A 20,802-nucleotide genomic window follows, 5' to 3' on the forward strand; every position below is an offset into this window, starting at 1 on the left:
TGGGCAACGCAGCATCGGCTACCCTACGGAAAATTCGGACAGCCTTCCCCAAGATCGACGACGATTCGCGGCGTCCGTCAGGGGGTCGGAGCGAGCAGTTCCGGCGGGATCGGGTCGCCCTCCGAGATGGCTCCGAAGAACGGCACGGCGCGCTCACGATCCCACAGCAAGACGTTGCCGATGCCGTAGACGTCGTCGAATCCGCCCACCGGAACCGTCGTGGTGACCGTCTCGCCGCGCATCGCCCACGCGAGTCGTGCGAGGTTCCACAGGTGGTCGCCGTCGTCGACCCGCAGCGACCCGGCCGCACCCGACATCAGCGACCATGCCCGGAAGGGGTTCAGGAAGGTGCCGGGACTGGTGGCCTTGCTCAGCAGCGCCGACAGGAACAGGCGCTGGTTGTTCATCCGGTCCAGGTCGGCGAGCGGGGTGGCGCGGGTGCGCACGAAGCCCAGGGCCTGCGCTCCGTTGAGCTCCTGGCATCCCGGTTCGAGCCTGAGTCCGGCGAGGGGGTCGTCGATCGGATAGGGCACGCAGATGTCGACCCCGCCGACCGCGTCGACGATCGACGCGAACCCGCCGAAGCCGATCTCGGCGTAGTGGTCGATGTGCACGCCCGTGGCGCCCTCGACCGTCTGCACGAGCAGTTGCGGTCCGCCCAACGCGAACGACGCGTTGAGCTTGTCCTGGCCGAAGCCCGGGACGCTCACGTAGGAATCGCGGGGCAGCGAGATCATCGTCGTGGCGCCCCCACCGGGCGGGATGTGGACGAGCAGCACCGTGTCGGTGCGGTCGGCGCCGACCTCCCCGCCGGTCGCGAGTTCCTGTTCCTGCTCGGGGGTGAGGCCCACGCGGCTGTCGGAGCCGACGAGCAGCCAGTTCGTGCCGGGGGTGTCGCCGACCCGGCCGTCGTAATCGGCGAGCGCATCGACGCGCGCGAGTGTGCCGTCGAGGTAGACCATGCTCGCGCCCATCGCGACGACGAGCACCACCAGGACGATCGCGAGTCGCCGCAGGATGCGCCGGGCACCGAGCGGGCGGCGTGGTGCCGGTCGTGAGGGCGGGCCCGGTCGTGAAGGCGGTGCCGCAGGGCGTCGCGGGGGTGCGGGCGGTGGTGTGTTCCCGCGCGGCGGGCGACGGTTCGGGGCGGGGTCGGCGATCCGTTCGGGTCGCTGCGTCGGTGCCCAGTCGCGTCGTTGCTGCGGGGGCGGTTGCTGCCGGTCCTGCCGCGGAGCGGGCCGGTAGTTCGGGGCGGGTGCCTGCGACCACGCCTGCGGTGACTGCGGTCGTCCGTCGCGCCGGAGCACCTGGGTGCCCTCTGGGGACGGCGGGGGGCCGCCGCGACGCTGTGACGGAGGAGCGCCCCGTCGCTGCGGTGGCACCCCGCGCTGCGGGTTCGGCGGTACTGCCCGCCGGGCAGGAGGGCCCTGCGGGGGAAGTCCCTGCGGAGGCCGCGGCCGGTTCCGAGGGTCGCGAGGGTCGCCGTTCACCCGGACAACTCTACGTTCAGGGCAGCCAGGAGACGTGGCCTCTCAGTGCTTGGTAGCCCACGAAGGCGATGGTGTCGATGAGTGCGTGGGCGATCACGAGCGGCCACAACCGGCCGGTGCGCTGCCAGTAGCGCCCGAAGACCAGGCCCATGACGACGTTGCCGAACCCGCCGCCGACGCCCTGGTAGAGGTGGTAGCTGCCGCGCAGCAGGGCGGAGGCGAGCAACGACGAATTCTCCGACCAGCCGAGCTGCCGCAGGCGGGTGAGGAGATAGGCGACGACCAGGATCTCCTCCGCCCCGGAGTTGGCGATCGCCCACAGCACCTCGGTGGGCAGTCGCCACCAGTAGTCCTCGAGCAGGCTCGGCGCGACCGTCAGGTTCAGGCCGGCGGCCCGCGCCACCAGGTACAGCACCAGTCCGGGGAGTCCGATCAGGGCGGCCAGCCCCAGGCCGGGCAGCAGGCCCCGGCGCAGACCGGGTCGGGCGAGGCCCGCGAGTCGCGGTCCGACACCGCTGCGCCAGAGCAGGTACAGGCCGAGGGCACCCCAGGCGAGCAGGCGCACGATGCCGAGGAGTTGGCGGGCGAGATCGATGAACCCCTGCGACGAGCGTGGCGTGTTGAGGGCGACGGTCTGATCCGACAGCGGTTCTGGTGCCAGCGCCGCCTCGGCCAGCGACAGGATCGACGAGATCCCGCTCAGGCCGAAGGTGACGAGCAGGACGATGGTGATCTCGATCCACAGCGCGCGGCGCTCGGTGGGGTCGAGGGGCGGCTCGGGGTTGCGGGATGCGGGCCGCAGCCAGTCGCGAAGGGTCGTCACCGGAGCGATTGTGCCGGACCCTGCGTGGCCGGTCCTTTCGCCGCGGAGAGGCGCCCCACCGGTTCGCGGTGATGTGTCCAATTTGACAGCGGTCCATGTGACCCATCACACTTCACATCGCCCGACCGATCGATCGCTCGGGTGCGGATAGGGGCCTTGGGGGCCGAGGGGAATCTGCGACCCGGAAGTAGGGACATGAACATCGAAACATCTGAGAAGAATTCTGTTGCAACAACTTCGGTGACTCTCGCATCGAAGAAGAAGTCTCTTCTCGCCAGCTCCGTGGGCAACATTCTCGAGTGGTACGAGTGGAGCGCCTACGCTGTGTTCGCTCCGTTCATCGCCGCAGCGATGTTCAACAGCGACAATCCGGTCTCGGCATTGCTGTCCACACTCGCGGTCTTCGCCGTCGGATTCCTGATGCGACCGCTCGGTGGCATCGTGTTCGGCCGCATCGCCGACAAGCGCGGCCGCAAGTTCGTGCTCGTCACGACCATGCTCATGATGGCCGGTGGCAGCCTCGTCATCGGGCTCATGCCCACCTACTCGTCGATCGGCGTGTGGGCGTCGGTGCTTCTGCTGCTCGCCCGCGTGGTGCAGGGCTTCGCGCACGGTGGCGAGTCGGCGACCGCCTACTCGTATGTCAGCGAGATCGCGCCGCCGCATCGCCGCGGCATGTGGGGCAGCGTCGCCTTCGTCGCGATCTTCGGCGGTTCCGTGCTCGCGTACACGATCGGCGGAGCGGTCACCTCGACGCTCTCCGAGAGCGCCGTGGGCGAGTGGGGATGGCGCGTGCCGTTCCTCCTCGGCTTCTTCCTGGCGCTGTTCGCCCTCTACCTGCGACGCAGCATGGAGGAGAGCGAGGTCTTCGACCAGCAGGAGACCCGGGTCGACGAACCGCGTATCCCGCGCAAGGTGGTCGTGCGTGCGATCCTGCTGATGATCGGCATGACCTCGGGTGTCACGGCGGCGCACTACACGTGGACCTCGTACGTCTCGACGTACGCGATCACGCAGAAGGGCATGGACGCCGACACCGCCTACTGGATGCTCGTCATCGCCCAGGTCATCGCGCTGGTCTCGCTGCCCTTCTGGGGTCTGCTCTCCGACCGGATCGGCCGGCGCCCGATGCTCGGCGGCTTCGCGGTCCTCATGTTCGCGCTGCAGATCCCGCTGACGTCGATGATCACGTCGGCCGGGTGGACGCTGCTCGTGTCGACCACTCTCGCCCTGCTCATCGTGTCGATCCCTGGTGCGATCCTGTCGTGCACCCTGTCGGAGAGCTTCCCGACCCGCCTGCGTACCCAGGCCATCGGCTTCGCCTACTCCTTCTCGGTGGCGGTCTTCGGTGGCACCGCGCCCTACCTGAATCAGCTGCTCACCGGCTGGGACATCGGCTGGGTCTTCGGGGTCTACATCATGGTGCTGTGCGTCGCGACCGGCATCGCTGCGCTGATCATGAAGGAAACGAAGGGTATCGACCTGCAGAAGGTCTGATCGTTCGGATGATCCCTGCCGCCGCGTACCGCTCAGGTGCGCGGCGGCAGTCCGTTTCGGAAGGGGCAGCCGACGAGCAGGCGCAGCGCGCGGCTCAGGGCGGCGGGATCGTCGACCGGTTCGTGGAAGGGGATCCGCACGTCGTGGTCGTCGCCTTCGGACTCGACGCGTAGCCGCAGTCCGTAGCGGTCGAGGCCCAGGGGGCGGATTCGTCCGCCGCGGTGCGCGGGCGGGATGCGTCGCGCGATCTGCCGCACGATGTCGGCGTGGTCCTCTTCGAGGTGCTGGAGCCACCCGGTCTCGAGTGCGGCGAACGGGTCGGGAGCGGCGTCGAGGACGTCGGCGACGTCGACGGCCTCGGCCCCGGTGGTGTCGGCGGCGACGACGGAGTCGAGCGTCAGGCACAGCAGTTCGGAGCGGTGTCCGACGTCGAGGAGTTCGGGATGCGGCAGGATCTCCGCGATCTCGGCGGCGACCCGGCGCGGATGCTCCACGGGACGCAGGGTGCCGCTGAGCCAGATGAGCGACCGGACCGGATTGCGCAGGGCGATCGGGGAGTGGTCGGTGAGCTCGAGCATGGCGGGGATGCCTGCGCTGCCGGACTGCCAGGCGAGTGCGACGGGGAGGCTGTCCTCGGCGACGACCACCGCGACCTGCCCGTCGTCGAGGAGATGATGAACCGAGGTGGGGAGTGGACCGCAGCCGTCGATCGCGAGCTGCGTCGTGTCGGCGCGGATGAGGGCGGTGCGTACGCGTTCGGCCGTGGTCGGCGCGGGGATGACGGATGTGGTGGTCTGCATGACAACCCTCCTTCTCGATGTAGGTGAGGCAAACCTAAGTCATTGTGATCGCGGTCGCAAGTGGTCCATCGGTAGCCTGGATCGGTGCCGATCCCACTTCCCCTCGGAATGCCGCCGTCCCGCGACGAGCCCCGCGGACTGCTCGACGCGCTGCTCACACACCGGCACGACAGCCTCACCGACGCCCTCGCCGCGACCGGCCGCACGCTCGCCCCGCCGATCGTCCCGGCCGCTGCCGTCACCGGATCACCCACCCGCGAACTTGTCGTCGAGCTCGACGCCTCGGCCGAACTCCCCTCGCCCGCCGGGTGGCGTCCGGTCCGGTATCAGGTCGACTGCACGGCCGAGGACCTCGAGGACGTTCTCGCGATCACCGCGCCGGCACCGCTGGTCGTCTACCCGCACGTGCCCGACGCCGCGCTCGCCGACGCCGCCCGCGCGCTCACCGAGGCCGGTCACATCCCCGGCCTGACCGCAGGTCGCGGGGGCGACGCCGTCGCCGACTTCCTCTCCGTCCTCGCCCACGCCGACACCGGTTACGCCGCCCGCGCGACCGGCACCGACGACGTCGTCGCCCTACTCTCCGCCACCGTCGCGGCGCTGAGCGGTTTCGACGTCCGCGAAGCCCTCGGGACTCCCGACGTGGCCCGGCTCCGGCGACTCGTACCGGAGGCCGCCGCGGCGGTGCGGGAGATCCTGCTGGTCGTCGAGGTCGACGACACAGACGCCGTCGTTCGGGAGCTCGAGGCGCTCGACCTCACCACCGACTGACACGGGCCACCGCTCGGGTGCGGTTCACACAGAGTCCGCCTTCCCGTCACGACCGATGCGTAACCTCGTACACGTGCCACGTATCGCCTATTTCGGACCCTCGGGAACGTTCACCGAGATGGCCCTCGACCGCTTCGAGAGCCTCGGTGCACTCGACGTGCTCGGCGACGGATCCGCCGACGTCGAGCGCGTCTCGGTCGCCAGCCCGCCCGCTGCCCTGCAACTCCTGCGCGACGGGAAGGCCGACGGTGCCGTCGTCCCCATCGAGAGCTCCGTCGAGGGTTCGGTGCCGCCCACCATGGACGCCCTCGCGCTCGGGCCGCGCCTGCAGATCGTGTCCGAGGTCGAACTCGACATCGCGTTCACGGTGGTCACCCGCGAAGGGATCACCCGCGATCGTGTCCGCACTATCGGTGCCTATCCGGTGGCCGCAGCGCAGGTGCGTCGCTGGATCGAGGACCACCTGCCCGACGCCGAGGTCGTGACCGCGGCCTCCAACGCGGGAGCCGCCGAGGACGTCGCGTCCGGCAAGGTCGACGCGGCGGTGTCCACGGCGCTCGCCGGACAGCGGCTCGGCCTGTCCGTCCTCGCCGACAAGGTCGCCGACTTCGAGGGCGCCCGCACCCGCTTCGTGCTCATCACGCGGCCGCGGCCCGTGCCGAAGCGCACCGGTGTCGACCGCACCTCGGTGGTGCTGCAACTCCCCAACGAGCCCGGCTCGCTGGTGCGCGCCATCACCGAGTTCTCCACGCGCGGAATCGATCTGTCGCGTATCGAGTCCCGGCCGACCCGCAGGGAATACGGCACCTACTTCTTCCACTTGGACTGTGTGGGTCACATCGACGACGCGCTGGTCGCCGAGGCGCTGCAGGGATTGCACCGCTTCGCGCAGGTGCGGTTCCTCGGATCGTGGCCCGCTGTGTCCGAACACGGTGTCCCACCCGTGTCGGACGACGAGGATGCGCGGTGGCTCGACCGACTGCGGCGCGGAGAGGACTGACGGTGAGCGGCAGATTGATCCTGGCCCGGCACGGCCAGACGGTGGCGAACGTCGCCCGGAGGCTCGATACGAAACTCCCGGGCGCGGAGCTCACCGAGCTCGGCGTCGAACAGGCCCGCACGCTCGGGAAGAACCTCGTCGAGCAGACGCCGTCGCTGCTCGTCGCGTCGCAGGCGCTCCGCGCTCGGCAGACGGCCGAGCACGCGGCACCGGTGGTGTCGCTCGAGACGGTCGTCCGCGAGGGCGTGCACGAGGTGCAGGTCGGCGAGCTCGAGGACCGCAGCGACGAGGAGTCGCACAAGTTGTTCATGAAGGTCTACGAGGAGTGGCACAACGGCGACCTGCGGGCGCGGGTCCCGGGCGGTGAGTCGGCGCTCGACGTGCTCGACCGGTACCTGCCCGTCCTGGAGTCGCTGCGCAGCGACTATCTCGATGCCGGTTCGGGTGACGTCGTGGTCGTCAGTCACGGTGCCGCGATCCGGCTCGTCGCCGCCTATCTGGGGAAGGTGCCGTCCGGCTTCGCCATCACCAACCACCTGGCCAACACCGAGACGGTCGAGCTGGTGCCGGTGGCCGGCGGTGGCTGGGAGTGCGCGCGCTGGGGAACCTTCTTCGCGCCCTTCCACGACACCGCGCGCGGTGGTGCCGACGACCCGATGGGGTGATACCGCCCACCTTTCGATCCTTCGAGCGCAAAACGTACGGGTATCCTCGGGGCGTCCGTATGAAGTAGCGATCGGTAGATAGGTGCGGTTTCATGGGTGCTTCGAGCGACGGGGCCGACACCCTCACCAACGGTGAGGCGATCCCGGACTGGCGCATCCTCGAACCGATGCAGCTCAGTCCCATCCTCACCGCTGCCCTCGACGCCTTCTACGAGACCGGCTTCCACGGCACCTCGGTGCGGGAAATCGCGCGCCGCGTCGGCGTCACCGTCCCGGCGCTCTACTACCACCACGAGAACAAGGAAGGGCTGCTCATCGCCCTTCTCGAGCTCTCGACCAGCGACGTGCTCTCCCGAGCCCACGCCGCCGCCGAGGACGCCGACGGCGACCCGGTGCGCAGGCTGTCCAACGTCATCGAGGCGATTGTGCTGCGCATGACCCTGCGGGCCCGCCTCGCCGCGCTCGAGGGTGAGGCCCGCTACCTGAGCCCCGAGAACCGCCAGCGCTACCGTGCGGTGCGCAAGGGCGTCGAGCAGCTGGTGCGCCAGATCGTCGAGGAGGGCGTCGCCGCGGGCGTGTTCGACGTGGACGATCCCGCCGAGACCACGCGTGCCCTGCTCGGCATGTGCCAGTCGATCCCGCGCTGGTACCACGCGGAGGGCACGCTCAGCCCCGAGGCCGTCGCGCAGAAGTACGTCGGTATCGCCCTCAAGACCGTCGGGGTCTGACGGCCGGATCCGGTGTCGATCGAACTTCGGCGGTCGAAGTTCAGCGTCGGTCGAACCAGGTGACCTGCGTGCCGTTGCTGAACTCCTCGCGCGCGGTGACGTCGAATCGCGTGGGGACGAAGTTGCCCGACAGTGCCGGGATGCCGTCGCCCGCGATCACCGGATAGCTCTTGAAGATCAGCCGGTCGATCTCGGCGAACAGTTGCCCCGCGATGTTGCCGCCACCGCAGAGCCAGATGTCGAGCCCCTCTTCCGCCTTCAGCTTTCGGATCAGCTCGACCGGGTCGGTGTCGACGATCCGAACCTGCGGATCGTCGACCGGCGCGAGAGTGCGGGACACGACGTACTGCTGCATGTGGCTGTACGGGCTCGTGAGTCCCAGCGAGAGACCGGGTTCGTAGGCACCGCGCCCCATGATCACCGTGTCCCATTCCTTGTTCGGCGTGTCGACCGGCATGCCGACCTGTTCGCGGAGCGCGGTGGGGACGGCTTCCGGATATCTCGCGCTCATCGCCGCTGTCATGTCGTCGCAGATCGGATAGAAGTCGTACTCCCCGTTCGGCCCGGCGATATAGCCGTCGAGGGTCACTGCCACGTAGTAGACGAGCTTTCGCATGGTGGACCGCCATTCGTAGTACTATGGATGAAGTGGTTTGAAGGTAGTACTACATATGGAGTGGTGTCAAGTGGTTCGGACGAATCCGGAACGACGACAGGCCTTGTTGGATGCCTCGATCGAGGTGCTGGCGCGCGACGGTGCGCGCGGGCTGACCTTCCGCGCGGTGGACAAGGAGGCAGGGGTCCCGACGGGGACGGCGTCGAACTACTTCGCCAACCGCGACGACCTGCTCGTCCAGGTGGGTCACCGCTACTACGAGCGGCTCCTGCCCGCCGACGAGGTCATGGCACAGTCGCAGGCGCCGCAGACCCGCGAATCCATGATCGAGCTGATGACGGAGGTGGTCGACCGGCTCATCCGGTTCCGCGCCGGCTATCTCGCGCTCCTCGAACTACGCCTCGAAGCCACCCGACGGCCCGAACTGCAGGCCCTGCTCACCGAGCGGGTGCGCGCCGACCTGGATTTCAACATCGCCAACTACCGGCACTCCGGCCTGCCGGGCGGTGAGAACGCCGTCGTGCTGCTCTATCTCGCGTTGAACTGGCTCGTGCTCGACCGACTCACCCTCCCCGGGATCGTCGACGAGGACCGTGTCGCCGAACTGGTGCGGGCGGCCGTCGAACGCGTGATCCCCGACGCCTGAAACGACTTCGGTGGATCCGACCCCGCTCAGCGAGGCCGGATCCACCGAAATCGTCGACGGTTCAACGACGGAAGTTCGCGGTGCGCTTCTCCTGGAAGGCCGTCACACCCTCGGTGAAGTCGGCGCTGCCGAGCAGGACGAGCTGCCCTTCGCGCTCGCGGGCGAAGGCGTGGTCGAGTTCGGTGAGCGTCGCGTCGTTGATCGCATTCTTCGTCGAAGCGAAGGCGGTCGACGGGCCGTCGGCGAGCCGATGCACGAGAGTCTCCACCGCACTGTCGAATTCGTCGTCCGCGTAGACGTCCGAGATGAGTCCGGAGGCCAGCGCTTCACCGGCCGGAAGTCGCTCGGCCAGCAGGGCCATCTTCAGCGCCCGCGCGCGACCGATCGACGCGGCGACGAGCGCGGACGCACCCCCGTCCGGCATCAGACCGACCCGGGTGAAGGCCAGCAGGAAGTATCCCGACTCCTTTGCGACGGTGAGATCGCATGCCAGAGCGAGCGATACGCCGACACCCGCGGCCGCGCCGTTGATCGCTCCGACGACCGGCCGGGGGAACACCCGGATCGCGGCAACCGCGCGGTTGGCGGCGTCGATCGTGTCGGCGGAGGGCGGAGCGCTCAGGTCACGACCGGAAAGGTCGGCGCCGGAACAGAACGCGCGACCGACGCCGGTGAGCACCGCGACCCGGACGGAGGTATCGTCGGCGTACTTCTCGAACGCATCGGCGATCGCCTCGAGCGTCTCGGTCTTCACGGCGTTCATCCGCGAGGGACGGTTCAGGGTGACGCGCAGGACGCCGTCGTCGACGGTCGTATCGACACCGGGCAGGTCGTCGGTCATGGCTGTTCTCCTAGGGTCGGGACGTCAGGTCGAGCGCGACCTTGCCGGTCGCGGAACGGTTCTCGAGCGAACGCAGTGCTGCCGGAGCTTCGTCGAGGGGATGGAGGGTGGGTTCGGGGACGACGAGCGTCCCGTCGCGCAGCAGCGGTTCGAGTGCGGCCCACTGCCGCGCCGGGTAGCCGGGGTCGGTGCGGAGGTACTCGCCTCACCCCGCGCCGACGACCGAAATGTTCTTCAGCAGAAGGCGATTGACCTTCACGGTGGGAATGCTGCCGCCGGTGAATCCGAGAACGACGGCCCGTCCACCCGGCGCACCGTGGGCGAGGACGGTCTCACCCGCCCGGTACCGGGCGCGCTCGTCGAGCGCGAAGTGCGCGGTGAAGGAGTTCATGAGCATCCCGGCGCCCGCGGTCAGCGACACGCTGTCGGGCAGCGGGAAGACCAGCTCGCGCGGCAGTGCGACGGTCTGCTGCCACGATCCGTCGATGGACAGCACGGCGACGCGTTGTCCGGCGGTGAGGCCGCTGCCCTCGGGTGCGCTGCGGACGATGCCCGCTGCTTCGGCGCCGAGCACGCACGGCAGCGGCCGGACCATCTGGTAGCCGCCGGTCGTCTGCAACAGATCGGGAAAGGGCACGCCGGCGGCGTGTAGGTCGACGAGGACGAGCGAATCGCCTGCCTCGGGTTCGGGGATGTCGGTCACGCGGACGGCGTCGGGGCCGGCGTGTTCGGTCAATTGCGCTGCGCGCACGGGCGTCTCCTCGACTCGGGTCGTGATCCATCACTATCAGAGTGGCTTAGCGTGCGCTAGCTCTCAGAGATCATTGACCGAGCGCTAAGTCCGTGGTAGAGCTTTTAGCGATCGATAAGTACGCCGCTGGGAACGTCTCCGGCCCGCACGCTGCACTTTCGAAAGGATCGTCATGACCAACGCTGTCATCGTCGACGTCGTCCGTACCGCTGTCGGTAAGGGCAAGCCGGGTGGTGCCCTGTCCGGCACCCACCCCGTCGAACTCCTCGCCCACGTCCTGCGCTCGCTCGTCGAGCGTAACGACATCGACCCCGCGCAGGTCGACGACGTGATCGGCGGCTGCGTCGCCCAGGTCGGCGAGCAGTCCCTCAACATCTCGCGCACTGCGCTCCTCGCCGCCGGTTTCCCCGAGTCGGTGCCCGCGACCACCATCGACCGCCAGTGCGGATCGAGCCAGCAGGCCGCGCACTTCGCCGCGCAGGGCATCATCGCCGGTGCCTACGACATGGTCATCGCGTGCGGTGTCGAGTCGATGAGCCGCATCCCGATGGGCACCGCCACCCTCGGCAAGGACACCCACGGCCCGAGCATCCGTGCCCGCTACCCCGAGGGCCTGGTCAACCAGGGCATCTCGGCCGAGCTCATCGCTGCGAAGTGGAAGTTCGACCGCGACGCGCTCGACGCCTACTCCGCGCAGTCGCACCAGCGCGCCGCCGCCGCCCACGAGGCCGGCCGGTTCGACAAGGAGATCGTCCCGATCACCGTGGAGAACGCAGCCGGTGAGCAGGCCGAGCACACCGTCGACGAGACGCTGCGCGCCTCCACCACCGCCGAGGGCCTCGCCGGCCTGAAGCCGTCCTTCTACACCGAGGAGTACGCCGCCAGGTTCCCCGAGGCGCAGTGGGTCATCACCCCCGGCAACTCGTCGCCGCTCACCGACGGTGCGTCGGCCGCGCTCATCATGAGCGAGGAGATGGCGAACAAGCTGGGCCTGACCCCGCGCGCCCGCTTCCACTCGTTCTCCGTCGCCGGCGACGACCCGGTCTTCATGCTCACCGCCCCGATCCCGGCCACGCAGAAGGTGCTCGCCCGCGCGGGTCTGGGCATCGACGACATCGACGCCTACGAGGTCAACGAGGCGTTCGCGCCCGTGCCGCTCGCCTGGGCGCACGAACTCGGTGCCGATCCGGCCAAGCTCAACCCGTGGGGTGGCGCGATCGCGCTCGGCCACGCACTCGGCTCGTCGGGCACCCGTCTGTTGTCGACCCTCGTCAACCACCTCGAGGCCACCGGCGGTCGTTACGGCCTGCAGACGATGTGCGAGGGCGCGGGCATGGCCAACGCCACCATCATCGAACGTCTCTGACTTCTCGAAGTCTCGAAGATCTCCGAACCGCAACCACTCTCGAAAGGGTAATCAATGATCGTCAACGACAGCGTCGCCGTCGTCACCGGTGGTGCCTCCGGCCTCGGTCTCGCCACCGTCAAGGCCCTGCTGAACGACGGTGCCCAGGTCGTCATCATCGATCTGCCGTCGTCCAACGGTGAGACCATCGCCAAGGAACTCGGCGACCGCGTCCGCTTCGTCGCCGCCGACGTCACCGACGAGGCCGCCGTCACCGAGGCCCTCGACGTCGCCGAGTCGCTCGGACCCGTGCGTGTCGCGGTGAACTGCGCCGGCATCGGCAACGCGATCAAGACCGTCAGCAAGAAGGGTGCCTTCCCGCTCGACGCGTTCAAGAAGGTCGTCGACGTCAACCTCTTCGGCACGTTCAACGTCATCCGTCTCGCCGCCGAGCGCATCGCGAAGACCGAGCCGATCGACGGCGAGCGCGGCGTCATCATCAACACCGCTTCCGTCGCCGCTTTCGACGGCCAGATCGGACAGGCCGCCTACTCGGCGTCCAAGGGCGGTGTCGTCGGCATGACGCTGCCGATCGCCCGCGACCTCGCGTCGCTGCTCATCCGCGTCGTCACCATCGCACCGGGCCTGTTCAAGACCCCGCTGCTCGGCTCGCTGCCGGAGGAGGCACAGGCCTCGCTCGGCGCACAGGTGCCGCACCCGGCCCGCCTCGGCGATCCGTCCGAGTACGGTGCCCTCGCCGCGCACATCGTCTCGAACCCGATGCTCAACGGCGAGGTCATCCGCCTCGACGGCGCGATCCGCATGGCTCCGCGCTGACCCGAGCACCGACTGTGAGAGGAGGGGGTCGATGACCCCGGCATACGAGGCCGAGGAATCCGACACGCACCACGCGGACGTGCCGTGCGCGGACTGGCGTGAGTTCCAGCCTCTGGGGCTCGACCCCATCCTCGAACACGCCCTGGAAGCATTCAGCGAGAACGGCTTCCACGGAACCACCGTCCGCGACCTGGCCGGCCGGGTCGGCGTGACGGTGCCCGCGCTGTACTACCACTACGAGAACAAGGAAGCCGTTCTCGTCACGCTGCTCGACGCCGCCGTCCTCGACCTCATCGACCGTGTGTCGGCCGCGGTCGCGGACGGCGGCGACGACCCGGTCGCCCGCTTCGTCAACGCCGTCGAGGCGATCGTGCTGAACATGACCCACCGTGCACAGCGTTCGGGCCTGGATTCCGAAGTGCGCCACATTTCCCCGGAGAACCGCCGGACCTACGCCGCGACCCGCAAGCGTCTCGAGCTGATGATGCTCGACCTGGTGCGCGAGGGCGTCGAACAGCAGGTGTTCGACGTAGACGACGTCGAGGAGGCCGTGCGCGCCCTCCTCGGGATGTTCCAGTCCATCGTCCGCTGGTACCAGCTCGGCGGTCCCCTCACTCCCGCTCGGATTGCCCAGCGGTACATCGTGATCGCACTGCGGGTCGTGGGTCACCACCCGGCCGCCTGAGAGTCTTTCCAACCACCTCCACGCAAGGAGTCCATGCCGTGCTGACCACCGCCTTCACCGAAACCTTCGGCGTCCGCCATCCCATCGTGCAGGGAGGGATGCAGTGGGTCGGCCGTGCCGAACTCGTCGCAGCGGTCGCCAATGCCGGCGCGCTCGGCATGATCACCGCTCTGACGCAGCCGACCCCCGAGGATCTCGCTAAGGAGATCGAACGCACCCGCGAGCTCACCGACCAGCCGTTCGGCGTCAACCTCACGATCCTGCCGGCGATCACCCCGCCGCCCTACGAGGAGTACCGCCAGGTCATCATCGACTCCGGTGTGAAGATCGTCGAGACGGCCGGATCGAATCCCGCGCCGCACCTGCCCGACTTCCACGCTGCCGGAATCAAGGTGCTGCACAAGTGCACCAGCGTCCGGCACGCCGTCAAGGCGCAGGACATCGGTGTCGACGGCATCAGCATCGACGGTTTCGAATGCGCCGGGCACCCCGGTGAAGACGACGTCCCCGGCCTCGTGCTCATCGCCGCCGCGGCCGAGAAGATCACCATCCCGATGATCGCCTCCGGCGGCTTCGGTGACGGTCGTGGTCTGGTCGCGGCCCTCGCGCTCGGCGCCGACGGCATCAACATGGGCACCCGCTTCATGTGCACCGAGGAATCGCCGATCCACCGCACCATCAAGGAAGCCATCGTCGCGGCGAGTGAGACCGACACCGAGCTCATCTTCCGTCCGCTGCGCAACACCGCCCGCGTCGCGAGCAACACCGTCAGTCGCGAGGTCGTCGAGATCCTCGACCGCGGAGGACAGTTCGAGGACGTGCGCGACCTCGTCGCCGGTGCCCGCGGCCGCCTCGTCTACGAGAACGGCGATCCCGAGGCCGGCATCTGGACGGTCGGTACCGTCCAGGGAATCATCCACGACATCCCCACCGCGGGGGAATTGGTCGAGCGCATCGTCGCCGACGCCGAGAGTCTCATCGCGGAGCGTCTGAGCGGCATGATGTCGCGCGTGAACGCCTAGGAAGCCATGAAACGCACCCATTTCGACGACGATCACGAGGCGTACCGGGAGACCGTGCGCGAGTTCCTCGCCCGCGAGATCGAACCGAACTACGAGCGGTGGGAGGAGGAGCGCCTCGTCGACCGGTCGGCGTGGATCGCCGCGGGCAAGTCCGGCATCGTCGGCCTCGGGGTACCCGAGGAGTTCGGCGGTTCGGGCGTGACCGACTACCGCTTCCGGCACATCGTGCAGGAGGAGATCGCGCGCACCGGAACGACCTCCTTCGGCGCCGGACTCGCACTGCAGGACGACATCGCGATCCCGTACATCCTCCACCTCGGCACCGAGGACCAGAAGGCGCGCTGGCTGCCGGCACTCGCCACCGGCGAACGAATCGGCGCGATCGCCATGACCGAACCGGGCGCCGGATCCGACCTGCAGGGCGTGAAGACCACCGCCGTACGCGAGGGTGACGAGTGGGTGATCAACGGACAGAAGACGTTCATCACCAACGGAATCCACTCCGATCTCGTCATCGTGGTGTGCCGCACCGATCCGAACGCGGGGTCGAAGGGCTTCTCGCTCATCGTCGTCGAGCGCGACACCCCCGGTTTCGGCAGGGGCCGCAAACTCCACAAGGTCGGTCTCGCCGCACAGGACACCGCCGAGCTCGTCTTCGAGGACGCCCGCGTCCCCGCCGGGAACCTCCTCGGCACCGAGGGTCGCGGCTTCGTGCATCTGATGGAGAACCTGCCCCTCGAACGCATCGGTATCGCCGTCAGCGCGATCACCTCGGCGCGGGCCGCCTACGAGTGGACCGCGCAGTACGTCTTCGAGCGCAAGGCGTTCGGCAAGCCCATCGGCGACCTGCAGAACACCCGGTTCGCGCTCGCCGAGATGCTCACCGAGATCGAGATCACCGAGTCGCATGTCGACCGGTGCGTACTCGCCCTCAACGCCGGGGAACTCACACCGGTGGATGCGTCGAAGGCCAAGTGGTGGGCGACCGAACTGCAGAAGCGCGTCGTCGACCGCTGCGTGCAGCTGCACGGCGGGTACGGCTACATGATGGAGTACCCGATCGGGCGCGCCTACGTCGATGCACGCATCCAGACGATCTACGGTGGCACCACCGAGATCATGAAGGAGATCATCGGCCGCGACATCGCTGCCGGGTACGCGTAATCGTTTCAGGGAAGAGGGATTCGATCTTCGACCTCACAGGCAAGCGCGCTCTCGTCACGGGTGCTTCCGCGGGGATCGGTCTCGGCATGGCACGGGGTCTCGCCCGTGCCGGCGCCGACGTCACCCTGTGGGGCCGGAGCGAGGACAAGCTCGCGAAGGCCGCGGCCGACATCGGGAGGTTCGCCGGCCGTGTGGCGACCCGCACGGTCGACGTCTCCGACGAGCAGGCCGTGACCGACGGTGTCGCGGCGCTCGTCGACGACTTCGGTGGGCTCGACATCGTGGTGGTCAACGCCGGCATCTGGTCGTCGCTGCAGAAGTTCCACGAGTCGACGACCGAGCGGTACCGCGCCGTCATGGCGACGAACGTCGACGGCGCGTTCTTCACGATGCGGGAGACCTCGCGTGTGCTCGTCGAGCAGGGCACCGGGGGTTCGATGATCGTCACGTCGAGCCTCGGTGCGCTGCAGGGCGCCGGACGCAACCAGCCGTACGGGGCGAGTAAGGCCGCGGTGCTCGCGCTCGCGAACGGCTGTGCCGTCGAGTTCGCGCGTCACCGGATCCGGGTCAACAGCGTGCTGCCGGGCCGGCTCGCCACCGACATGACCGGTCCGCTGCAGGAGTCCGACGTCTTCAACTCGAACGTCATCGGCCGTGTGCCGCTCGGCCGGTGGGGCACCCCGGAGGATTTCGAAGGCATCGCCGTCTATCTTGCGAGCGATGCGTCGTCCTTCCAGACCGGCAACACGACGCTCATCGACGGTGGCTACAGCATGTTCTGACCGGTCCTAAGCTGGTCCGGTGAACCAGCACCCCGCGATTCGTGACCGTGTGATCAGAGTGAGCGCCGTCGTTCTCCGCAACGCCGCCGGTGAGGTGCTCACCGTGCGGAAGCGGAACACGTCGCGGTTCATGCTGCCCGGAGGAAAGCCGGATCCGGGGGAGACCCCCGCCGAGACCGCCGTGCGCGAGTGCGCCGAGGAACTGGGCGCCGAACTGGATCTGTCGTCGTTGCGTCTCGTCGGGGTCTTCGACGCCGAGGCCGCCAACGAGCCCGGTTACCGGCTCGAAGGAACCGTCTACGAACACCCGCTCGTGGAGGTCGCCGGCGCCGCCGCGGAGATCGCGGAGACGCGCTGGCTCGACCCGGCGGCCCTTCCGCTGCCCGACGATCTCGCGCCGCTGCTCGAGCACCACGTCCTTCCCGCTCTCGCCTCGGCCTCCCGATAATCCTGTTTCCGCAGAGGTATTGCGCAGTTCTCATCCATGGGGAAATGTGATGAGAGCAGTCACCTCGCACATCACGGAAGGTCTCCCATGGCGCTCACCGCTCTGCTCGAACTCGAATTCAAGGCCGACTCCCTCGACGACGCGAAGAAGGTCATGACCCGCGTGCTCGACGAGACGCGACAGTTCGACGGATGCGACGGCATCGAGATCCTTGTGGATCAGAAGAACGAGGCCCGTTGGGTGGTCGTGGAGAAGTGGCGCTCGGCAGAGCACGACGCCGCCTACCGCAAGTTCCGCGCCGGCGAGGGTGCCATCACCGAACTCGGACCCCTCCTGGCGGGAGCGCCGAAGCTCGAGCACTTCACCACCCTCTGAGTCCCCCATCGGAGCGCGGGCGGAGTCGGTCGTCACCCGGCGGAACGCGGACGGTAGGGTGACCCCGGGGCGGACGTGTGCCGTTTGCCTCGAAGTGACATCGACTGTGGAGGTAACCGGGCATGTTGGAACTCTTCGGCGTCATCGTCGTGTGGCTCACCGTGGCCGTCGTCGCTGTCGGAACCGTCATCATGTTCGTCGTGTCGACGCTCAGCCCGCACTTCGGTCAGCGCAAGGCCAAGGGACCCCGCCTCGACAAGGCGACCGCGGCCCGCAACAAGTAGCACCCGGTACCGATCGCGAAGAGCGCCTCAGCCCCAGCCCAGCTGGTGGAGGCGCTCTTCGTCGATTCCGAAATAGTGCGCGATCTCGTGGACGACAGTGACCAGTACCTCGTGCACGACGTCGTCGTCGCTCTCGCAGATGTCGAGGATCGCGTCGCGGTAGATCGTGATCGTGTCCGGTAGCGATCCCGCGTAGTGGCTGTCGCGCTCGGTCAGCGCGACGCCCTGATACAGACCCAGCAGGTCGGGTTCTTCCTCGTGGCGGGGCTCGACGAGGACCACGACGTTGTCGATCGCCCGCGCGAGTTCGCGGGGGATCTCGTCGAGCGCTTCCGAGACGAGCTCCTCGAAGTGCTCGTCCTCCATGTGCACCGGCACGTCACGACCCCGGCAGGGGAACGGCGCCCGGCAGCGGCGTCGGCAGCGACCGGCCTTCCGGCACGGGCGGCGGCGGCACGGGCGGCTGGCCGTCGATGAGGATGTCGCCCTTTGCGCTGCCGGTGATCGACGAGAATCCGCCCCCCTCGACCTGCTTGCCGATCGAGCAGTTCACCTTGCGGCTGCCGGCGAGCCAGCTGTCGTAGTCGAGGTTGTCCCAGAACAACGTGAGGGTCTTGTTGCGCAGAGCCTCGGGTTCGCCGAGGTACTCGTTGACCAGGCGCGTGCAGGTCTCCTCGAGATAGCCGTCCTGGTCTTCGATGCTCGGCAGACCGCCCGGGAACTGCCCACCGAGGTCGACGACCGCGACGACCTCGAAGGCGTGCGGCTTGGAACACTCCACCGGGTCGGCAGGCACACCGTTGTTGATGCCGATGCAGACGCCGACGTCCCAGGCCCGCGACTGGTCCTGATCGGCGACCCGGCCCTTGATGGGGAGCAGGTTGCCGGTGGTCGACGAGAACTGCAGACCGCACCGCAGCGTGCGTTCGCCGGCCGCCCAGCCCGCCTCGCCGGGGTTGATGAGGCCGATGCTGAACTTGCCGTGCGGGTCGAACCGGCCGTCGAGATAGTCCATCGCGGCGGGTGCGCACTGCTCGTCGCGCAGCTCGGTGAAGCGCGTGACCGACGGGAAGCGTGATCCCGGTCCCCATTCGGTGCCGGGATACAGGCTCAGGTCGATGTCGGCGACCACCTCGAACAGATGCGTCTCGGCGCAGTCGACCTTCGCGAGGTCGCTCGCGTCGAGAGCACTCCAGGTCAGGCAATCGCCGGTGGTGGCGGTACCGAACGCTTCCCCCGCGACCGCGCCGGTCGTGCTGATGTTGGCGCCGGCGCTGTCGTCCCCGCCGCCGGCGCCCTGGAACCCCGCGACGACGAACGTCGCGATCGCCGCCAGGACGGCACCGGCCGCAACGAGCACGAGGGCGCGTCGGGTCAACCGCGCCGAGGGCGGGCGCCGGTCGGGCTTGGGCTTGTTGTCTTCGGCCATCACTTCCATCATGCCTGTTCGAGTGGACGCAGGTAGTTTCGGCTCATGGCCGACGACCCGATCGATCCCGAGATTCTCGAGATCGCCAAGCAGACCTTCGACGCCGCCCGCCAGGGAGACGTCGAGACCCTCACCGCGTACGTCGACGCCGGAGTACCGGTGAACCTCACCAACGAGACCGGCGACACGCTGCTCATGCTGGCGTCCTACCACGGTCATGCCGAGGCCGTACAGGTCTTGGTCGAGCGGGGAGCCGACGTGAACCGGCTCAACGACCGCGGCCAGTCGCCTCTCTCGGGGGCGGTCTTCAAGGGCGTCGAGGCAGTGGTGCGGGTGCTCGCCGAGGCCGGTGCCGACCCGCGTCACGGGCACCCCACCGCGGAGGACACAGCGAAGATGTTCGGGCGCGACGACTACCTGGAACTCTGGCAGCGGTAGGCTTCGATTCCGTGATCGACCTCAAGTTCCTCCGCGAGAATCCCGACGCCGTCCGCGAGTCGCAGCGCATGCGGGGAGAGGACCCGGGCCTCGTCGACGTGCTGCTCGAGGCCGACGCCTCCCGTCGCGCCGCTGTCCTCGCCGGCGACAACGCACGCGCCGAGCAGAAGGCCCTGGGCAAGAAGGTCGGCAAGGCGTCTCCCGAGGAGCGCCCCGCGCTGCTCGACGGCGCCAAGGAGCTGGCTGCGAAGGTCAAGGAACTCGAGGCCGAGCAGCACGCCGCGCAGGAGGCCTTCGATCGCGCGCACCTCGCGATCTCCAACGTCGTGCAGGACGGCGTGCCCGCCGGCGGCGAGGACGACTTCGTCACGCTCGAGACCGTCGGCGAGCTGCCCACCTTCGACTTCGAACCCAAGGACCACCTCGCGCTCGGCGAGTCGCTCGGGCTCATCGACATGGAGCGCGGCGCGAAGGTCTCCGGTGCCCGGTTCTACTTCCTCACCGGTTACGGCGCGCTGCTCCAGCTGGGTTTGCTGCAGCTGGCCGCCCAGAAGGCCACCGCGAACGGGTTCACCATGATGATTCCGCCCGTGCTCGTGCGCCCCGAGGTGATGCAGGGCACCGGCTTCCTCGGCCGGCACGCCGACGAGGTGTACCGACTCGAGGAGGACGACCTCTACCTCGTGGGCACCTCCGAGGTGCCGCTCGCGGGCTACCACTCGGGCGAGATCCTCGACCTGTCGAAGGGGCCGAAGCGCTACGCGGGCTGGTCGTCGTGCTTCCGTCGCGAGGCGGGCAGCTACGGCAAGGACACCCGCGGTATCATCCGCGTGCACCAGTTCGACAAGGTCGAGATGTTCGTCTACTGCCGCCCCGAGGAGGCCGCGGCGGAGCACGAGCGTCTGCTGGCCTGGGAGCGCGACATGCTCGCCGCCATCGACGTGCCGTACCGCGTCATCGACGTCGCCGCCGGCGATCTCGGGTCGTCGGCGTCCCGCAAGTTCGACTGCGAGGCCTGGGTGCCCACGCAGGAGCGCTACCGCGAGCTCACGTCGACGTCGAACTGCACGACCTTCCAGGCGCGTCGCCTCAACATCCGCTACCGCGACGAGAACGGCAAGCCGCAGACCGCCGCGACCCTCAACGGCACGCTCGCGACCACCCGCTGGCTCGTCGCGCTGCTCGAGAACCACCAGCAGGTCGACGGTTCGGTCAAGGTGCCCGAGGCTCTCGTCCCGTTCGTGGGACGCGAGGTGCTCGAACCCGCCGGCTGATCCGTCCAGCGGTACAGCACAGCCTCGACGACGGCTCCTCATTGCGCCCGCGGTGGGGAGCCGTTTTCGTGTGTCCGTCCGATCATAACGA

24 protein-coding genes and 1 pseudogene are annotated in these 20,802 nt (G+C 68.6%); 17 read left to right on the forward strand and 8 right to left on the reverse strand.

The features are described from left to right. Positions 1-77: 77 nt before the first annotated feature. Entirely contained in the window at positions 78-1,307 is a 1,230-nt protein-coding gene (locus K3M35_RS10030; protein ID WP_232512453.1) for an LCP family protein, read from the reverse strand. Positions 1,308-1,506: 199 nt separating this feature from the next. Next, positions 1,507-2,313 (reverse strand): CPBP family intramembrane glutamic endopeptidase, encoded by an 807-nt coding sequence (locus tag K3M35_RS10035; protein WP_220666357.1) that lies wholly within the window; start codon positions 2,311-2,313, stop codon positions 1,507-1,509. Between the two features lie 195 nt (positions 2,314-2,508). Here K3M35_RS10035 and K3M35_RS10040 point away from each other — a divergent pair, with 195 nt between their 5' ends. After that, positions 2,509-3,810, forward strand: a complete 1,302-nt coding sequence (locus K3M35_RS10040) for an MFS transporter (protein ID WP_037217341.1) — start codon at positions 2,509-2,511, stop codon at positions 3,808-3,810. A gap of 32 nt (positions 3,811-3,842) precedes the next feature. Here the strand turns inward: K3M35_RS10040 and K3M35_RS10045 are convergent, their stop codons facing one another. Then, entirely contained in the window at positions 3,843-4,610 is a 768-nt protein-coding gene (locus K3M35_RS10045; RefSeq protein ID WP_064060563.1) for a DUF2470 domain-containing protein, read from the reverse strand. 108 nt (positions 4,611-4,718) lie between these two features. Here K3M35_RS10045 and K3M35_RS10050 point away from each other — a divergent pair, with 108 nt between their 5' ends. The 4 genes from K3M35_RS10050 (at position 4,719) to K3M35_RS10065 (ending at position 7,774) form a co-directional block, all read left to right on the forward strand. Then, entirely contained in the window at positions 4,719-5,381 is a 663-nt protein-coding gene (locus K3M35_RS10050) for a hypothetical protein (RefSeq protein ID WP_019290373.1), read from the forward strand. 73 nt (positions 5,382-5,454) lie between these two features. Continuing rightward, entirely contained in the window at positions 5,455-6,381 is a 927-nt protein-coding gene (pheA, locus tag K3M35_RS10055) for a prephenate dehydratase (RefSeq protein ID WP_064060562.1), read from the forward strand. Positions 6,382-6,383: 2 nt separating this feature from the next. After that, the gene (locus K3M35_RS10060) at positions 6,384-7,046 is read left to right on the forward strand and encodes a histidine phosphatase family protein (RefSeq protein WP_037217338.1); all 663 of its coding nucleotides are present in this window, start codon (positions 6,384-6,386) and stop codon (positions 7,044-7,046) included. A 92-nt stretch (positions 7,047-7,138) separates the two neighbouring features. Next, positions 7,139-7,774 (forward strand): TetR/AcrR family transcriptional regulator, encoded by a 636-nt coding sequence (locus tag K3M35_RS10065; protein WP_006553412.1) that lies wholly within the window; start codon positions 7,139-7,141, stop codon positions 7,772-7,774. Positions 7,775-7,814: 40 nt separating this feature from the next. On the opposite strand, the gene K3M35_RS10070 is transcribed toward K3M35_RS10065, so the two are convergent. Next, complete coding sequence (locus K3M35_RS10070; RefSeq protein ID WP_217579301.1) at positions 7,815-8,390, reverse strand: dihydrofolate reductase family protein; 576 nt, start codon at positions 8,388-8,390, stop codon at positions 7,815-7,817. Between the two features lie 70 nt (positions 8,391-8,460). On the opposite strand from K3M35_RS10070, the gene K3M35_RS10075 reads away from it, so the two are divergent. Continuing rightward, positions 8,461-9,036 (forward strand): TetR/AcrR family transcriptional regulator, encoded by a 576-nt coding sequence (locus tag K3M35_RS10075; RefSeq protein WP_006553414.1) that lies wholly within the window; start codon positions 8,461-8,463, stop codon positions 9,034-9,036. Between the two features lie 61 nt (positions 9,037-9,097). Here K3M35_RS10075 and K3M35_RS10080 read toward each other — a convergent pair whose 3' ends face one another. After that, the gene (locus K3M35_RS10080) at positions 9,098-9,877 is read right to left on the reverse strand and encodes an enoyl-CoA hydratase (protein WP_006553415.1); all 780 of its coding nucleotides are present in this window, start codon (positions 9,875-9,877) and stop codon (positions 9,098-9,100) included. A 10-nt stretch (positions 9,878-9,887) separates the two neighbouring features. Beyond that, a pseudogene (locus K3M35_RS10085) lies at positions 9,888-10,628 on the reverse strand (alcohol dehydrogenase catalytic domain-containing protein). Between the two features lie 172 nt (positions 10,629-10,800). On the opposite strand from K3M35_RS10085, the gene K3M35_RS10090 reads away from it, so the two are divergent. The 9 genes from K3M35_RS10090 (at position 10,801) to K3M35_RS10130 (ending at position 17,570) form a co-directional block, all read left to right on the forward strand. Next, positions 10,801-11,994 (forward strand): thiolase family protein, encoded by a 1,194-nt coding sequence (locus tag K3M35_RS10090; RefSeq protein ID WP_217579300.1) that lies wholly within the window; start codon positions 10,801-10,803, stop codon positions 11,992-11,994. Positions 11,995-12,048: 54 nt separating this feature from the next. After that, positions 12,049-12,810: a 3-hydroxyacyl-CoA dehydrogenase gene (locus K3M35_RS10095; protein WP_019290368.1), complete on the forward strand. Its 762-nt coding sequence runs from the start codon at positions 12,049-12,051 to the stop codon at positions 12,808-12,810. Positions 12,811-12,841: 31 nt separating this feature from the next. Beyond that, positions 12,842-13,495 (forward strand): TetR/AcrR family transcriptional regulator, encoded by a 654-nt coding sequence (locus tag K3M35_RS10100; protein ID WP_094979610.1) that lies wholly within the window; start codon positions 12,842-12,844, stop codon positions 13,493-13,495. 38 nt (positions 13,496-13,533) lie between these two features. Next, complete coding sequence (locus K3M35_RS10105; RefSeq protein ID WP_024102660.1) at positions 13,534-14,517, forward strand: nitronate monooxygenase family protein; 984 nt, start codon at positions 13,534-13,536, stop codon at positions 14,515-14,517. A 6-nt stretch (positions 14,518-14,523) separates the two neighbouring features. Next, the gene (locus tag K3M35_RS10110) at positions 14,524-15,681 is read left to right on the forward strand and encodes an acyl-CoA dehydrogenase family protein (protein WP_217579298.1); all 1,158 of its coding nucleotides are present in this window, start codon (positions 14,524-14,526) and stop codon (positions 15,679-15,681) included. A gap of 23 nt (positions 15,682-15,704) precedes the next feature. Next, a complete protein-coding gene (locus tag K3M35_RS10115) occupies positions 15,705-16,463 on the forward strand; it encodes an SDR family NAD(P)-dependent oxidoreductase (RefSeq protein WP_094980951.1) in 759 nt (252 codons plus the stop codon). Between the two features lie 49 nt (positions 16,464-16,512). Continuing rightward, positions 16,513-16,911, forward strand: a complete 399-nt coding sequence (locus K3M35_RS10120) for an NUDIX domain-containing protein (RefSeq protein WP_170318549.1) — start codon at positions 16,513-16,515, stop codon at positions 16,909-16,911. Positions 16,912-16,998: 87 nt separating this feature from the next. Then, positions 16,999-17,286: a putative quinol monooxygenase gene (locus K3M35_RS10125; protein ID WP_024102663.1), complete on the forward strand. Its 288-nt coding sequence runs from the start codon at positions 16,999-17,001 to the stop codon at positions 17,284-17,286. A 122-nt stretch (positions 17,287-17,408) separates the two neighbouring features. Further along, entirely contained in the window at positions 17,409-17,570 is a 162-nt protein-coding gene (locus tag K3M35_RS10130; protein WP_016933301.1) for a hypothetical protein, read from the forward strand. A gap of 27 nt (positions 17,571-17,597) precedes the next feature. Here the strand turns inward: K3M35_RS10130 and K3M35_RS10135 are convergent, their stop codons facing one another. Continuing rightward, positions 17,598-17,936 (reverse strand): metallopeptidase family protein, encoded by a 339-nt coding sequence (locus K3M35_RS10135; RefSeq protein ID WP_033097890.1) that lies wholly within the window; start codon positions 17,934-17,936, stop codon positions 17,598-17,600. 13 nt (positions 17,937-17,949) lie between these two features. Next, positions 17,950-19,008 (reverse strand): septum formation family protein, encoded by a 1,059-nt coding sequence (locus tag K3M35_RS10140; protein WP_033097889.1) that lies wholly within the window; start codon positions 19,006-19,008, stop codon positions 17,950-17,952. Positions 19,009-19,044: 36 nt separating this feature from the next. Between K3M35_RS10140 and K3M35_RS10145 the strand changes: the two genes are divergently transcribed. After that, the gene (locus K3M35_RS10145; protein WP_006553426.1) at positions 19,045-19,437 is read left to right on the forward strand and encodes an ankyrin repeat domain-containing protein; all 393 of its coding nucleotides are present in this window, start codon (positions 19,045-19,047) and stop codon (positions 19,435-19,437) included. An 11-nt stretch (positions 19,438-19,448) separates the two neighbouring features. After that, the gene (gene serS / locus K3M35_RS10150) at positions 19,449-20,711 is read left to right on the forward strand and encodes a serine--tRNA ligase (RefSeq protein WP_064060556.1); all 1,263 of its coding nucleotides are present in this window, start codon (positions 19,449-19,451) and stop codon (positions 20,709-20,711) included. Positions 20,712-20,802: the final 91 nt, after the last annotated feature.

The sequence above is a fragment of the Rhodococcus sp. DMU2021 genome, assembly GCF_019641445.1.
In the GTDB taxonomy this organism is placed as follows: domain Bacteria; phylum Actinomycetota; class Actinomycetes; order Mycobacteriales; family Mycobacteriaceae; genus Rhodococcus; species Rhodococcus pyridinivorans.